This is a genomic window from Paenibacillus wulumuqiensis, from assembly GCF_000971965.1.
Classification (GTDB): Bacteria; Bacillota; Bacilli; order Paenibacillales; family Paenibacillaceae; genus Saccharibacillus; species Saccharibacillus wulumuqiensis.
This window is the reverse complement of sequence record NZ_KQ040793.1, coordinates 1-13,706: the sequence shown is the minus strand read 5'-3', so window position 1 is coordinate 13,706 and position 13,706 is coordinate 1. Positions and strand designations below refer to the sequence as shown.

Below are 13,706 nucleotides of genomic sequence, written 5' to 3'. Positions count from 1 at the left end.
CAAGGAGGTGCGATAATGCGTAAAGTTTATATTTTTGATACTACGCTGAGAGATGGGGAACAATCGCCAGGGGTTAATTTGAATACTCGTGAGAAAGTGGAGATTGCTCATCAGCTTGAGCGTTTGGGTGTCGATCGTATTGAAGCCGGTTTTCCTGCGGCATCGCCTGGAGACTTGGCAGCGGTTAATGCTGTGGCACGTGCAGTGAAGAATGCGAGTGTTATTGGACTGTCGCGTTCCAGAGAGCAAGATATCGATGCGGTACGCGAGGCGCTGAAGGGGGCGCAAGATCCGTGCCTACATCTGTTCCTGGCGACTTCACCGATTCACCGCCAGTATAAATTGCGCATGGAAAAAGAGCAGGTCAAGGATACGGCACGTTCGGCGATCCGTTATGCGCGCAAATATTTTGATAAAGTGGAGTTCTCGCTCGAAGATGCCGGACGCACCGAGCTGGAGTTTGTCGCTGAGATGACGAAAATGGCGATTGAAGAAGGCGCTTACGTCGTCAATCTGCCGGATACAGTCGGTTACCTGTCTCCTTATGAATACGGCAATATTTTCAAATATGTCAAAGAAAATGTACCCGGTGTGGAAAAGGTACAGCTGAGCGCACACTGTCATGATGACCTGGGGATGGCGACAGCCAATGCGCTGGCCGCGATCTTGAACGGGGCGGATCAGATTGAAGGTACGATCAACGGGATCGGCGAACGCGCCGGTAATACAGCGCTGGAAGAAGTGGCTCTGGCTCTGGAAACGAGACAGGACTTTTACCAGGCGAAGACGTCCTTTACCCTGTCCGAGATTGCCCGTACGAGCCGTCTCGTCAGCAAGCTGACCGGTATGGTTGTGCCGGGCAACAAGGCGATTGTTGGTGCAAATGCGTTTGCGCATGAATCGGGAATTCACCAGGATGGTATGCTCAAGGAGAAATCCACGTATGAGATCATGACGCCGGAGACGATCGGGTTCAAAGAGAGCAAACTGGTTATGGGCAAGCATTCCGGCCGCCATGCGTTCCGGGAGCACCTGATCGAACTGGGCTTCGAACTGGATGAGGATGCGATTAATACCGCTTTTGCCAAGTTCAAAATCCTGGCGGACAAAAAGAAAGAAATTACCGAGGATGATCTGTTTGCACTGCTGGAAGAGCGTCTGGCCGATGCGCCGGAATTCTTCCAGCTGGATTCCCTGTTTGTGTCCTTTGACAGTGAATCGGTACCGGTTGCCAAAGTACGCCTGACGACAGCCGACGGCGAAGTGCGTCACGAAGAGTCCAGCGGCAATGGTGCAGTGGATTCGATCTACAACGCGATCGATAAGGCCTCCCAGGAAGATGTAACACTGGCGGACTACTCGATCAAAGCGGTTACCCAGGGCAAGGATGCACTTGGTGAAGTGCATGTTGCATTAACCCAGGAAGGCATCACTGCCCAAGGACGCGGCGTTAGCACGGATATTCTGGAAGCGAGTGCCCGCGCCTATGTGGATTCGCTGAACCGTCTGGTCGAGAAGCGCAAAACCTATGGCAGACGTGATAACATCAGTATGATCTGATAGTGAATCTGTAATATTTGGAATGAAAATATAAGTGAAGTATATATGCGATCCCCTCAGGGTGGAACAGCGGTAAATGATTCTGTTTATGGAATCAGCTGCTGGTTCTCTGAGGGGATTTTTGCGATACTTGGTTGAGGTTGAGGTTGAGGTTGAGGTTGAGGTTGAGGTTGAGGTTGAGGTTGAGGTTGAAGCACAAGCACAAGCTAATTATTTATATGAACTAAATGAAAATCGAAGTTGTGAAAATGCCTGATTTTTTACCTTTATAGATGAACCCTTAAAAAAAGCTGGCTGTTCGATCAAGTACTTAGTCAGTCTTTAAGGGCCACATTGATAAGGGAGGAATTACTAATGAGAGACAGTGGACGTGATTTGACGATTGAAGCAGTGGATACGACAGGTGTAGCACAGTATGATATCGCTTCGGCGACCCGGGGTGGTACACGCCGACTAATGGTCAGCGACAACCCGGAGACACTGAGCGAGACGACTTTTCCGGTACGCCAGGGGACACTATGGCATGACGTGGTGCGCAGCAGCAGTAGCACAATCACTCACCGGGTATTCGGATGGCATTATAATGTGCTGACAACGCCGGTCAAAGTAGGGATTACCGTGGAGAACCGGGCCAATCATGGCGCGCTTCGCATCGAAGATGTCACTCGCGAGTATCGTATCGGTGGTGACGAAGTCAACTGGATCACGGATATTGGTGGCAGCATTTCCCGGGCAATTCTGGCAGATACGACAGATGATCGTACACCCAACACTGCACTGATCAAGCAGCAGCAGTCCGGATTGATTGAGGAATTTATTATTCCGCCAGGCAAGCTGCTCGGTTTTACGTACGACTTTACCGTGAAAAGTACAGACAGCGGAGAGATTCTGTATACCGTACGGACAGCCGCTTCCCGTGATACCGCTTATGACCTTACTTTGATCAAAGACGCTCCGCTGCCGCCGGCTCCACAGGCACATCCACGCGGCAACTGGACGTTCTCGGAGACCAATGCAGTCACTCCAACCTATACGGTTGGCAGCAGCCGTGTCATCTATCCCACAGCTGCCAAAGTGAAAAAAGACGGCTCGCTGCCAGCGGATCAGCTGTTCACTGCTGCAGCCAGCGAGCTGCCGGAACTGTCGCTGGATAACCGGGCACAGTTCGGCGCAATCTACAATGTCACCGTACCGGTGCACAACCCGGGTACTCAGAAGCGGACCGTTCAGATCTCGCTCAACCCGCGCGGCGGAAGCTATGGTGGTGCGGTGCGTGTCAATGATACCGTGTATGGAGTGCCGCTCATGCGTACCAACAAGCAAAAAGCGCCGGTCTATGTAGCAAGCGTACCGCCCGGCAACAGCAAATACACGTTCAGCCTGATGATCGCCGGTGCGTCTTCGACGCCGCTTGGCATTCTGGTGGAGACGCTGTAATCGGCTTGCAGCGATCATTTGCTGGTAATCAAAAGAAAGCATAAATATGGATACAAGGCAAAAGCCCCTGTGGATGTGATTCATCCGCAGGGGCTTTGCTGATCATATATTCGGTATTGGTATCGTGCATTTACCAGGCGTAAGCCTTTGGAGCGGCGCCGCCAGGACCGGGGAAAATCTCATCCAGACGCTTCATGGTGGATTCATCCAGCTTCACATCCAGTATACGCAGTGAACTCTCAAACTGCTCGGATGTACGAGGCCCGATAATCGGTGCAGTTACCGAAGGATTCGCCAGTACCCAGGCCAGAGCGACCACATCCTGCGGCTCACCCAGTTCTTCACAAAGAGAAGCGAACTGTTCCAGCTGCTGCTTATGCTTTTCTACGCGTTCGGCATTGCCGCCGCTGCGGGAACCTTCGATTTTCTTGAGGGCATTGCGTCCGAGCAGTCCGCCATCCAGCGGGCTCCATGGAATAACGCCCAGTCCCAGTTCTTTGGAAGCAGGCAGTACTTCCAGTTCCGGCTCACGGCAGAGCAGGCTGTATTTATGCTGTTCGGAGACGAGACCGAGGAAATGGCGCTTCTCCGCTTCCTTCTGGGCAATCGCAATATGCCAGGCGGCAAAGTTGCTGGAGCCGACATAACCGATCTTGCCCTGCTGAACCGCTACTTCAAAAGCACCCCACAGTTCATCCCAGCTGATTCGTGAATCTTCATGGTGCATCTGGTACAATTCCACATGATCCGTCTGCAGGCGCTTAAGCGAGCCTTCCAGATGGCGGCGGATTTTATAGGCGGACAGTCCACCTTCATCATTGGGACCATCGGTCTCATCATGCATTTTCCCATATACTTTGGTTGCCAGTACGACTTTCTCCCGGCGCCCTCCGCCCTGTTTGAACCAGCGTCCGATAATTTCTTCGGTAGCGCCAACTCCTACTTTGAATCCGTATACATTTGCAGTATCAAAAAAGTTGAGACCTGCATCCAGAGCAGCGTCCATAATGCGGAAAGATTCTTTCTCGTCGGTAACCGGTCCGAAGTTCATTGTGCCCAAACAGATCCGGCTGACTTTCAAGCCTGACTTGCCAAGATATGAATATTCCATTATCGTCCACTCCTTTGATTGGTTGGATACGATGATCCAACAAGGTTTCGGTAATATTCTATTCCTCTTGGACAGCAAGTTCAAATCCGGTTAACCAATATATGGTATTAATGACTATGACTATATCGGATATAACAATAACGAACTTCGTAAAATGTATAATGGTTCATTTGGCAAGGGAGATAGAGGAAGGGTATAAAAAATGAATAACGTTTTAGAGTGAAAATAGAAAGCAGAAGAATGAGTTTGTAAGGTGCAAAAAGCATACGGTATTTCATTTAATGATACATCAATCTCTACGATGATCATCCGCAGTATGTGGATTACGATAATACTGTAATTCTTGTAATAATCCATATAAAGCTAACCACTATGTATATATTTAGGAGTATTATTCACCCCGGGTCAGTTCTTGACCAATTATTCTAAGTATTCTCCGCTCTATAGGTTATGCCTATCAGCGTCATAGTTTGTATATCTTGGCGCATACCTGACATGTGTGTTAAAACTGAATATAAGTAATTCGTGAATAAGAGCGACCCGTTTTCCAACTATCAAGCAGATGCGGATCAACCGCTGAACAAAGGAGAGTCATATATATGGCAGACGTCAAAAAAATCGCAGTCATCGCCGGTGATGGGATCGGACCGGAAGTTGTAGCCGAAGCGGAAAAAGTGCTGAGAAAAACCGAAGAGGTATTCGGATATTCCTTTGAGACCGAGCATGCCCTGTTCGGCGGAATCGCTATTGATGAAAAGGGTACACCACTGCCTGAAGATACGCTGCGCATTTGCAAAAGTGCGGATGCCGTACTGCTGGGGGCTGTAGGCGGACCGAAATGGGATGACAATCCCAAAGAGCTGCGTCCCGAGACCGGACTGCTCGGTATTCGCAAGGAACTGGGATTGTTCTCCAATCTTCGCCCGGCAGTTGTATTCGACTGCCTCAAGGAAGCGTCCACACTCAAGCCGGAAGTGCTGGAAGGCACAGACCTGATGGTGGTACGGGAGCTGACCGGGGGCATTTACTTCGGGGAGAAGCTGAGAAGACAGGGAGCCCACGGAGAAGAAGCGGTAGATACCTGTGTGTACAATGTAACCGAGATCGAACGTATTGCCAGACAGGCATTCGAGATTGCCCAGGGACGCCGCAAAAAGCTGGCTTCTGTCGACAAAGCCAACGTACTGGAGACTTCCCGTCTATGGCGTGAGATGGTTAACCGCATTGCTCCGGAGTATCCGGATGTGGAGCTGGAGCATGTGCTGGTCGACAACTGCGCGATGCAGCTGCTGCGCCGCCCTTCCAGCTTTGACGTGATCGTTACCGAGAATATGTTCGGAGACATTCTGAGCGATGAAGCGGCGATGCTGACCGGTTCGATCGGCATGCTGGCTTCGGCTTCACTCGGTGAAGGAAGCTTTGGATTGTATGAGCCGGTTCACGGTTCGGCGCCGGATATTGCAGGACAGGGTCTGGCGAATCCGATCGCTACCATTTTGTCGCTGGCATTGATGTTCCGTACTACTTTTGGATACAGTGAAGCGGCAGATGCGATCGAAGCAGCGGTAGCCGGAGTGCTGGACGAAGGTCATCGTACAGCGGATATCGCTGTCGACAAGAGCAAGGCACTGTCCACCACGCAAATGGGCGACCTGATCGTGGCAGCCATCCGCAAAGCCTGATTGCTGTGCTGCCCGAGCCCTTCGTAGACTGCGAATATTGCAGCCGGACAGCCGGTGCCGGTCAATAATCTGGCAGCACCGGAATACGGTTAACAAGCTGATTTGTGCCTGTTTTCACCTGCGTAAATTAACCCCTTTATCTCCGTATTTTACGAATAAAGGGGTTTTGTCTTATCCGGAAAAGGTGTAAAATGGAGATAAGCTGGTTAATAATCTTTCACAAACATGGATTTAACATTGATGCGAAGTCGCTTTTTACGATTATAGAATCATGTCTGGAGGGAGAACTACGATGAGCTTTTGCTGTGGCGGCAGTATGATTGGAACGAAAGGGACCCTCAAACATTTTCGAACCCAGGTTCACAATGTTCCTCTGCTGGTGTGCCCGGTGTGTGAGCGTATCGAAGTGCATTACAAAGTCGAGAATGAGTACGAGATTCTCGCGGAATATGCACATGATGACGGTACACCGGAGATCGATTTCCAGGATTATGTGATGGAAGACGATGACACCATGTTCGAGAACTGCGTGAATGTGGAAGAGGATGACCCTGTAGATATGGTACAGCGGCAGATCGACATGAGTCTGGACCTGCTGGCGGTAGCCAAGGAAATCAAGGATGAAAAATGGGAACGTGATTTGAAAAGACGTCTTGCCGTAATGAGTATGCGTCGTTCGCGTCTTCAGCATAAATAATAGAAGAGAGCTCAGTGTACGGTGATATCCACTATCTGCGTACAACTCTCTACCAAAAAGAGCAGCCTTTGACCGGCTGCTCTTTTTCATTTGCACCGGTATCGTTGTATGATAGGGAAGTGTGTGATTTACATAAGAAGGGATGAAGCCTCATGATACCGATCAACCAGGTACAACGTATCACTGAACGTCTGCAGGAAGAGATAGGCAGGAAAATCGTAGGCAAGCAGCATGAAATTCAGCTGCTGCTGACCGCCCTGTTCGCATCGGGTCATGTGCTGATGGAGGACGTGCCGGGGACCGGCAAGACGATGCTTGCCAAGACACTGGCTGCATCAATGAACTGCCGCTTTCAGCGTGTCCAGTTTACACCCGATCTGCTGCCGTCGGATCTGACCGGCGGAAACTTTTATAATCAAAAAGAATCCGAATTCATGTTCCGTCCGGGGCCTTTATTTGCCCATATCGTACTGGCGGATGAGATTAATCGGGCCACACCCCGTACCCAGTCCAGTCTGTTGGAATGTATGGAAGAGAAGCAGATCAGCATCGACGGTACCAGTATGAAGCTCGAAGATCCATTTATGGTGATCGCCACCCAGAATCCGGTGGATAACCAGGGCACCTTCCCGCTGCCGGAAGCGCAGATGGACCGTTTCATGCTGAAGCTCTCGCTCGGTTACCCTTCCTCTGGTGAAGGCGTAGAGATTCTGAGACGGTCGCTGGATAGGGCGGACGCCAAACTGGAATTTGCCCATACTGCCGATCCCAATGTTCAAAACAATACATCCAGCAGTACAGATGCACAGGTAACGAGGGAGCAGATTATCGAGACCCGAAATATATGCCGTCAGGTCAGAGTGCATGAAGATCTGCTGGATTACATGGTCCGAATCGCTGAAGCTACGCGTGAACATCCCGAGACAGCTCTCGGTGCCAGCCCGCGCGCCACCCAGGCACTGCTGCACGCAGCGCAGGCTTTTGCAGCTATTCAAGGGCGAGACTACGTGCTGCCGGATGATATCCGTACACTGGCACCGCCAGTGCTCGCTCACCGGCTGGTCTTCCGCAGCAGGCATCATAATGGACCAGAGCAGGCCCGGCAGCTCATTCAGTCGATTCTGGAGACGGAGCCGGTGCCGACAGAGAATGGTATAGAAAGCAGTGTGAAATAAATGGAACTGTTCTGGCTCATGTTGGTCGCTGCCGTCATGATTGTGATTCAGGCGCTGGTATTTGGCAGACGTTCTCTTGCACCGATTCATTATGAACGCAAGCTTTCCCGTAACCGCTGTCATGTTGGTGAGCCGGTCGAGATGATTGAAATACTGGAAAATGGACGCGCGCTGCCGCTGCCCTGGCTGCGCCTGGAAGCGATGCTGCCGATGGCATTTCAATTTGCCGGGACGACTGATACGGTTATCAGCGAAGGGACGGTATATCAGAACCACAACAGCCTGTTCAGTCTGGGACGGCGTACCCGTATTGTGCGGCGCCACTATATGGTCTGCAGGCAGCGCGGCAGTTTCCGCATGGAGAGCGCACTCATGACGACGGGAGATTTGTTTGGACTGGCCCGGGTCAGCCGTCCGGTGCAGGTGCGGATGCAGATGATGGTGTATCCTGCCTATATACCGCTGGACCATATGCCGGAAGCTTACCGGAGCTGGCAGGGAGAAATCGAGACCCGTCGCTGGATTAATGAAGATCCTTTCCTGATTACAGGGGTGCGCGAATACCGCAGCGGTGATCCGATGAATCAGGTGCACTGGCGGGCGACCGCACGCACTGGTCAGCTGCAGGTGTTCCAGCATGGGTACAGCGCCGATCCGGAAGTGATGATTCTGCTTAATATTGAGCTGAGCGAGCAGATGTGGAGCATTGTGACCGAGCCGATCGTGGCCGAGTATGCGATCAGCTGCGCCGCAACCGCTGCTGCCGACCTGATCGGCAGAGGGATGAAAGCCGGTTTTGGACATAACGCGATCATGCCTTCCGAAGATGAAGCCGATGCGCGGCTGTGGCCTGCCTATGGCAGCGAGCAGCTCACTGCCATTTTGCAATCAATGGCCGAGCTGCAGCTGCGATTACGCCGGCCATTTCCCCAGTTTCTGCATACACTACTGCCCAAAGACAACGAGCAAAGGCTGGATATTCTGATCATCACTCCGCATTATTCGGAAGCGATGCGTACCGAAGTGGAAAGGATCGAACAGGCGGGTTCCAAAGTCAGCATCCTGCCGATTCCCGGTGTGGAGGAATTGAAAAATGCGGCAAAGTAAGCTGCAATTATGCAGGGAGGTGAAGCGATGACAGCCCATCCACGAACCACATTGCCGGTAAGGCACCGACTGGTGTGGTATGCCATACATATTATAGCGGGCATGGCAGCAGTCTATCCGCTCATTCTGCTGCTGGATGTGTACTGGCTGCGTACCCAGCAGCCTGCCGGCTGGTTATTGATTCTGCTGTCGATGGCGGGTCTCGGAACAGTGCTGCGTACTGCCGGACAAGCAAGATCATCCGGATGGAAATGGATCATCAGTCTGGTGATCTATCTGATGCTGACTGCAGCAGCGCTAGTGTGGCTCTATAGCGAGTCGGGCGGCATGCCGCTGCTTATCATCGCTGTGGTGCTGGGTGCAGCAGCGATGCTCTATGGCATTGTGCTGGCGGCGGGGCAATGGGATCGGGTATTTCCACTAAAATGGCAAATGATCCTGCTCGGGGTGACCTGGATTGCCTATGTGGCAGCAGGACATGCCGGCGGACTGGATGAGGTGCGCGGATCGATCTATGCCGCAGGTGCCATCAGCATCTTTTCCATTTTGTTCCGTCTCGGTTCCCAGCAGATTGGCAGTATTGCTTTTGAAGAAGGATTTTCCCTGGCAGCGCTGCGTGCCGTAATCCGTCGCAGCCGCAGTTGGACCTGGCTCGTGGTGATCCTGATTGCGATTATCGGCGGCAGCAGCCAGCTGTCTGCCGCACTGCGCTGGCTCTGGCACAGACTGGTACAGCTGCTGTCACCGGATGTACCGCCGCAGCTGTCACAGCCTACCGAACCGGTGAATCCGCCCATGCTGCCGCCGATGGACCTGCCAGAATCAGACAGCAGCTCATTCAATCCGTTAATTCTGGAGAGAATTGCCCAGATTGTCATGCTGCTGGCACTGGCTGCTTTTGCCGGCTGGCTGGGCTGGATGCTGTACCGTCTGATTCGCAAATATGCGCCCCGGTTGTCCCGCTGGCTCACCAGTCTGTGGGGAGGTGCACTCGCAGAAGATACAGCCGAACCGAAAGGCTACACCGATCATACGGAAAAAATACAAAAGCCGCTTGCTTCGCGTCTGCGCTGGAACCGGCGCAGCGAACCAATACCATCCGACCCATCCGGCCGGGTACGTTACCATTACAGACAGCTGCTGCGCAGTGCCCGTAAAAAAGGCATAACGATAAATGTCGCAGATACACCAGCCGATATTGCCCGCAGGCTGTCCCCATCAGTGGAGATTCCCACTTCGGATCAGCGCCGCCAGCAGAGCGTGCAGACCGAACAGACTCGCACGTCCCATATGCAGACAGAGCAGATACAAACGTCCAGCATGCAGCGTCTGATTGTCTGGTATAATGAGGTGCGCTATGGCAATCATTCTGTTAGCGAAGAAGAACTGCAGCAGTGGGAACAGCAGCAGAAACAACCGAAATAGTCGATTTATTCAATTGATGCGTTAAAGCATGTGAGAATTTTCTTTACTTTTCAATTCCGCGTACAGTATCATGGAGAGAATGAAACGGCTGAAAGGAGATTAACAATGAAACTCAACCACTGCAAAATTGTTGACTGCACGATTCGCGATGGAGGTCTGGTGAATAACTGGGACTTCAGCGTTGAATTTGTACAGGATTTGTATAATAACCTGAATGAAGCAGGCATCGATTACATGGAGATCGGCTACAAAAACTCTCCAAAGCTGCTTAAAGGTGCAGAATCCGCAGGTCCATGGCGTTTCCTGGATGACGAGTTCCTTCGTACCGTTATTCCTCATAAAGGCCACACCAAGCTGTCTGCACTCGTCGATATCGGTCGTGTGGATGAAGATGATATTCTGCCGCGTGAAGAGAGTATGCTGGATCTGATCCGTGTAGCCTGCTACATCAAGGATGTTGACAAGGCCCTTCAGCTTGTTCAGACGTTCCATGACCGCGGTTATGAGACAACCATCAACATTATGGCATTGTCCAATGTGATGGAAAATGAACTGCTTGAAGCGTTTGAACTGATCAAGGAAAGCGTAGTAGATGTGGTCTACATCGTAGACAGCTACGGCAGCCTGGACTACAAGGACTTCATTTACCTGGTAGACAAGTTCAAGACGAATCTGCCAAACAAACGTCTGGGTGTACATACCCATAACAATATGCAGCTGGCGTTTTCCAATACGCTGATTGCTGCGGATAACGGTGTCGAGCTGCTGGATGCCTCCGTATACGGCATGGGCCGTGCGGCAGGTAACTGCCCGACCGAACTGCTCGTTACCCATCTCAAGAACACGAAGTACACACTTCGTCCGGTTCTGGAAGTTATCGACAAGCATATGATTCCATTGCGTGAAAAAGAAGAATGGGGCTACCTGATTCCTTATATGATCACCGGTACACTCGATGAGCATCCACGTTCGGCGATGGCGCTGCGCGCTTCCGAAGACAAGGATAACTCTGTTGATTTCTACGACAAGCTGACTACACCGGAAGTAAGCTTCGAGAAGTCTCCCAAAGGCTGATTTCAGCGCTGGAGCATGACTTTATCCCGGTAGAGCAGAGAAATATCTGATCCCATACAGCCGGTCTGTCCTGAAAAGGACAGGCCGGTTTTTGGCTATGGCGATCAGGAAAGTGAACGGTATATTTATCAAGGCAGATCATTTTTCAGGTATGTCCAATGTAAAATCTGCTTGCCAAATAAATGTGATTATGGTATATTAGATCCTGTCGTTAAGAGATAATATTTCTTAGCGACTGACTTCGGGATGTAGCTCAGCTTGGTAGAGCACCTGGTTTGGGACCAGGGGGTCGCATGTTCAAATCGTGTCATCCCGATACTGATATTTATGCGGGTGTAGTTCAATGGTAGAACTTCAGCCTTCCAAGCTGATAGCGTGGGTTCGATTCCCATCACCCGCTTCACAGAAAAGGTCCTTGCTCTGCAAGGGCCTTTTTTTATTTTATAATGTGATCTGCAATTTCTCCCATACAGTTTAAATAATTATGAAGAATGGAATTATTTAGCATATCTATGCCATCGCTCATCCCCTATACTGTTTGTACGTCGTTTTAATGTAATCTCCTTAGAAATTCAAAGAAAAAAAAGGTGGACCATGATCCAAAAATTGTTTTTTGATAATGTTGTGGATGCGGCCAGACATATTACAGATATGCTCAGCAGCATGTTGAAGGTAAATACGATATTTGTAGCAAGCAATGACGGTAAAACCAATCATATACTGAAAGCGTTCAATAGAGATCAGATTCTGGTAGAAGAGGGAATTCAGCTCCCCCTGCAGGATACCTACTGCGGTCTGGTCTCCCGTAAAGTCGTTTATATTTCACATACGCTGACCCATCCGTATACTTGCGAATTGCCGGTAACAGCAAATACAGGAGATCATTCATTTATAGGATTTCCGGTGCTTTTACAAAATGGAGAATCGTTCGGTACGGTATGTGCACTGCATACACCAGGTTATATATTTTCCAAGTCGGAAGTCAAAACGATGCATTCGATGGCGATCTTCCTGTCGTACGTTGTGGAACTGGAGAACCGGCTGGAGCAGCAAATCGAAATCAATGATGATCTGATCCAGGATCATCAGCAGGTTACGGTCAAGCTGGACGATCTCAAGCAGCAAAAGGAAGAAGTCGATCTGCAGCTGCAGTACAAATCGGATACGATGGCAATCTTAAGTCATGAGATCCGCAATCCGCTCAATGGTGTGATCAGTATGGTGGAACTGCTGGAGCCGACTCCGCTGAACCCGGAACAGCGTTCCCATCTGGATATTATCCGCAAAAGCAGTCATACACTGATGGAGATGCTCGATAATGTACTGGACTTTAGCAAGATGGAAGCCGGGGAAATGCAGGTTGATATGGAGCTGTTTGATCTGCCTGCTCTAGTGGAAGAATCGACCTATTTGTTTGCTGCCAAAGCGATGGAACGCAATATTGAGATCATCCTGGAGATTGAAGAGAATATTCCGATCCTGTACGGTGATACACGCAAGATCCGTCAGATCCTGATCAACCTGATCAGCAATGCGGTCAAATTCACCCAAAAAGGTGATGTGCATATTCAGGCTCAGGTGCTGCCTGAATCGAATAGCGATGAAGTATCTGTGAAATTCTCAGTCACAGATACAGGGATCGGGATTGATGATCAGCAGCTGGATCAGTTGTTTGAACGGTATGTACAGGTGCATAACAAGCAGGGTCAATACAAAGGAACCGGCCTTGGACTGCTCATCTGCAGACAGCTGGTAGAGCTGATGGGCGGCCAGATTATCGTCTCCAGTATCAAAGGAAAGGGCTCGACATTTGCATTTATTCTGACACTGCCTCGTCATGAGTTCTCTGTGCCTACTTTCCGCCAGCCGATTTTGCAGGGCAAACGGATGCTGGTCGTAGATGATAACGACAAGGCATTACAGTGGGTGTCCCGTCTCGCTGAAGACTGGGATATCCAGCTGTCGCAAACGGATCGGATCGAAGAGATGCTGCGGCGGCTGGAGAAAGGGCAGAGTTTTGACGTGATTATGCTGGATCATGAGCTGGTAGCGACAGAAAAACAGACTGTCATACGCCAGCAGATCGAACAGCTGCAGCAGATGTATGGCATCCCGGTCATTCTGCTCACCTCTGTAGGCATGACGATGGACCCCACCCTGCGAACATGGTCCAAAAGTGTAGTATCCAAGCCGGTGCGCCGATCGTATCTGATGAATGCGCTTATATTTGCATTGACTGATACGAAAAGTAATACCACTCCTTCTTCCTGAATGCGCTGGCTTGAAGGAAGCTGTAAAGCGGAAGGACAAGCCTAAGGTTGTTCGAGAGCGAATGAGAATATAGAAAAGCCTGTCTCCGCGATGAACTGCACCCCTTAAAATGGACATTAGAAAACCCCTCGGTTAAACTAATGAACATTTGGGGGTGCATTTTTCAT

General features: G+C 50.5%; 11 protein-coding genes and 2 tRNA genes. 12 read left to right on the top strand and 1 reads right to left on the bottom strand.

Features of this window, described 5'->3' with window-relative positions; all coding sequences use genetic code 11:
- The first annotated feature begins 15 nt into the window (after nucleotides 1–15).
- The 3 genes from WH45_RS03040 (at nucleotide 16) to WH45_RS03030 (ending at nucleotide 2,997) form a co-directional block, all read left to right on the top strand.
- Nucleotides 16–1,560, top strand: coding sequence for a 2-isopropylmalate synthase (locus WH45_RS03040; RefSeq protein ID WP_046212958.1), 1,545 nt, complete (start codon nucleotides 16–18; stop codon nucleotides 1,558–1,560).
- A gap of 76 nt (nucleotides 1,561–1,636) precedes the next feature.
- Complete coding sequence (locus WH45_RS23635; RefSeq protein WP_046212957.1) at nucleotides 1,637–1,816, top strand: hypothetical protein; 180 nt, start codon at nucleotides 1,637–1,639, stop codon at nucleotides 1,814–1,816.
- 98 nt (nucleotides 1,817–1,914) lie between these two features.
- Nucleotides 1,915–2,997, top strand: a complete 1,083-nt coding sequence (locus tag WH45_RS03030; RefSeq protein ID WP_052723597.1) for a hypothetical protein — start codon at nucleotides 1,915–1,917, stop codon at nucleotides 2,995–2,997.
- 130 nt (nucleotides 2,998–3,127) lie between these two features.
- Here WH45_RS03030 and WH45_RS03025 read toward each other — a convergent pair whose 3' ends face one another.
- Nucleotides 3,128–4,108, bottom strand: a complete 981-nt coding sequence (locus WH45_RS03025) for an aldo/keto reductase (RefSeq protein ID WP_046212956.1) — start codon at nucleotides 4,106–4,108, stop codon at nucleotides 3,128–3,130.
- 599 nt (nucleotides 4,109–4,707) lie between these two features.
- On the opposite strand from WH45_RS03025, the gene leuB reads away from it, so the two are divergent.
- The 9 genes from leuB (at nucleotide 4,708) to WH45_RS22710 (ending at nucleotide 13,539) form a co-directional block, all read left to right on the top strand.
- The gene (gene leuB, locus WH45_RS03020; protein ID WP_046212955.1) at nucleotides 4,708–5,790 is read left to right on the top strand and encodes a 3-isopropylmalate dehydrogenase; all 1,083 of its coding nucleotides are present in this window, start codon (nucleotides 4,708–4,710) and stop codon (nucleotides 5,788–5,790) included.
- 292 nt (nucleotides 5,791–6,082) lie between these two features.
- The gene (locus tag WH45_RS03015) at nucleotides 6,083–6,487 is read left to right on the top strand and encodes a hypothetical protein (protein WP_046212954.1); all 405 of its coding nucleotides are present in this window, start codon (nucleotides 6,083–6,085) and stop codon (nucleotides 6,485–6,487) included.
- Between the two features lie 152 nt (nucleotides 6,488–6,639).
- Nucleotides 6,640–7,662, top strand: a complete 1,023-nt coding sequence (locus WH45_RS03010) for an AAA family ATPase (protein ID WP_046212953.1) — start codon at nucleotides 6,640–6,642, stop codon at nucleotides 7,660–7,662.
- The gene (locus WH45_RS03005; RefSeq protein ID WP_046212952.1) at nucleotides 7,663–8,769 is read left to right on the top strand and encodes a DUF58 domain-containing protein; all 1,107 of its coding nucleotides are present in this window, start codon (nucleotides 7,663–7,665) and stop codon (nucleotides 8,767–8,769) included.
- Between the two features lie 27 nt (nucleotides 8,770–8,796).
- A complete protein-coding gene (locus tag WH45_RS03000) occupies nucleotides 8,797–10,194 on the top strand; it encodes a DUF4129 domain-containing protein (RefSeq protein ID WP_162198435.1) in 1,398 nt (465 codons plus the stop codon).
- A 105-nt stretch (nucleotides 10,195–10,299) separates the two neighbouring features.
- Entirely contained in the window at nucleotides 10,300–11,268 is a 969-nt protein-coding gene (locus WH45_RS02995) for an aldolase catalytic domain-containing protein (protein ID WP_046212950.1), read from the top strand.
- A 242-nt stretch (nucleotides 11,269–11,510) separates the two neighbouring features.
- Nucleotides 11,511–11,584: transfer RNA gene (locus WH45_RS02990), tRNA-Pro, on the top strand.
- Nucleotides 11,585–11,597: 13 nt separating this feature from the next.
- Nucleotides 11,598–11,668: transfer RNA gene (locus WH45_RS02985), tRNA-Gly, on the top strand.
- A 194-nt stretch (nucleotides 11,669–11,862) separates the two neighbouring features.
- A complete protein-coding gene (locus WH45_RS22710; protein WP_052723596.1) occupies nucleotides 11,863–13,539 on the top strand; it encodes a GAF domain-containing sensor histidine kinase in 1,677 nt (558 codons plus the stop codon).
- The last annotated feature ends 167 nt before the right edge of the window (nucleotides 13,540–13,706 follow it).

Excerpts from the sequence above, each read along its gene's own strand:
- WH45_RS03010 (WP_046212953.1), top strand. The coding sequence starts at position 6,640 with ATGATACCGATCAACCAGGTACAACGTATCACTGAACGTCTGCAGGAA.
- WH45_RS03030 (WP_052723597.1), top strand. The coding sequence starts at position 1,915 with ATGAGAGACAGTGGACGTGATTTGACGATTGAAGCAGTGGATACGACA.
- WH45_RS03000 (WP_162198435.1), top strand. The coding sequence starts at position 8,797 with ATGACAGCCCATCCACGAACCACATTGCCGGTAAGGCACCGACTGGTG.
- WH45_RS03040 (WP_046212958.1), top strand. The coding sequence starts at position 16 with ATGCGTAAAGTTTATATTTTTGATACTACGCTGAGAGATGGGGAACAA.
- WH45_RS23635 (WP_046212957.1), top strand. The coding sequence starts at position 1,637 with ATGATTCTGTTTATGGAATCAGCTGCTGGTTCTCTGAGGGGATTTTTG.
- leuB (WP_046212955.1), top strand. The coding sequence starts at position 4,708 with ATGGCAGACGTCAAAAAAATCGCAGTCATCGCCGGTGATGGGATCGGA.
- WH45_RS02995 (WP_046212950.1), top strand. The coding sequence starts at position 10,300 with ATGAAACTCAACCACTGCAAAATTGTTGACTGCACGATTCGCGATGGA.
- WH45_RS03015 (WP_046212954.1), top strand. The coding sequence starts at position 6,083 with ATGAGCTTTTGCTGTGGCGGCAGTATGATTGGAACGAAAGGGACCCTC.
- WH45_RS03025 (WP_046212956.1), bottom strand. The coding sequence starts at position 4,108 with ATGGAATATTCATATCTTGGCAAGTCAGGCTTGAAAGTCAGCCGGATC.
- WH45_RS03005 (WP_046212952.1), top strand. The coding sequence starts at position 7,663 with ATGGAACTGTTCTGGCTCATGTTGGTCGCTGCCGTCATGATTGTGATT.
- WH45_RS22710 (WP_052723596.1), top strand. The coding sequence starts at position 11,863 with ATGATCCAAAAATTGTTTTTTGATAATGTTGTGGATGCGGCCAGACAT.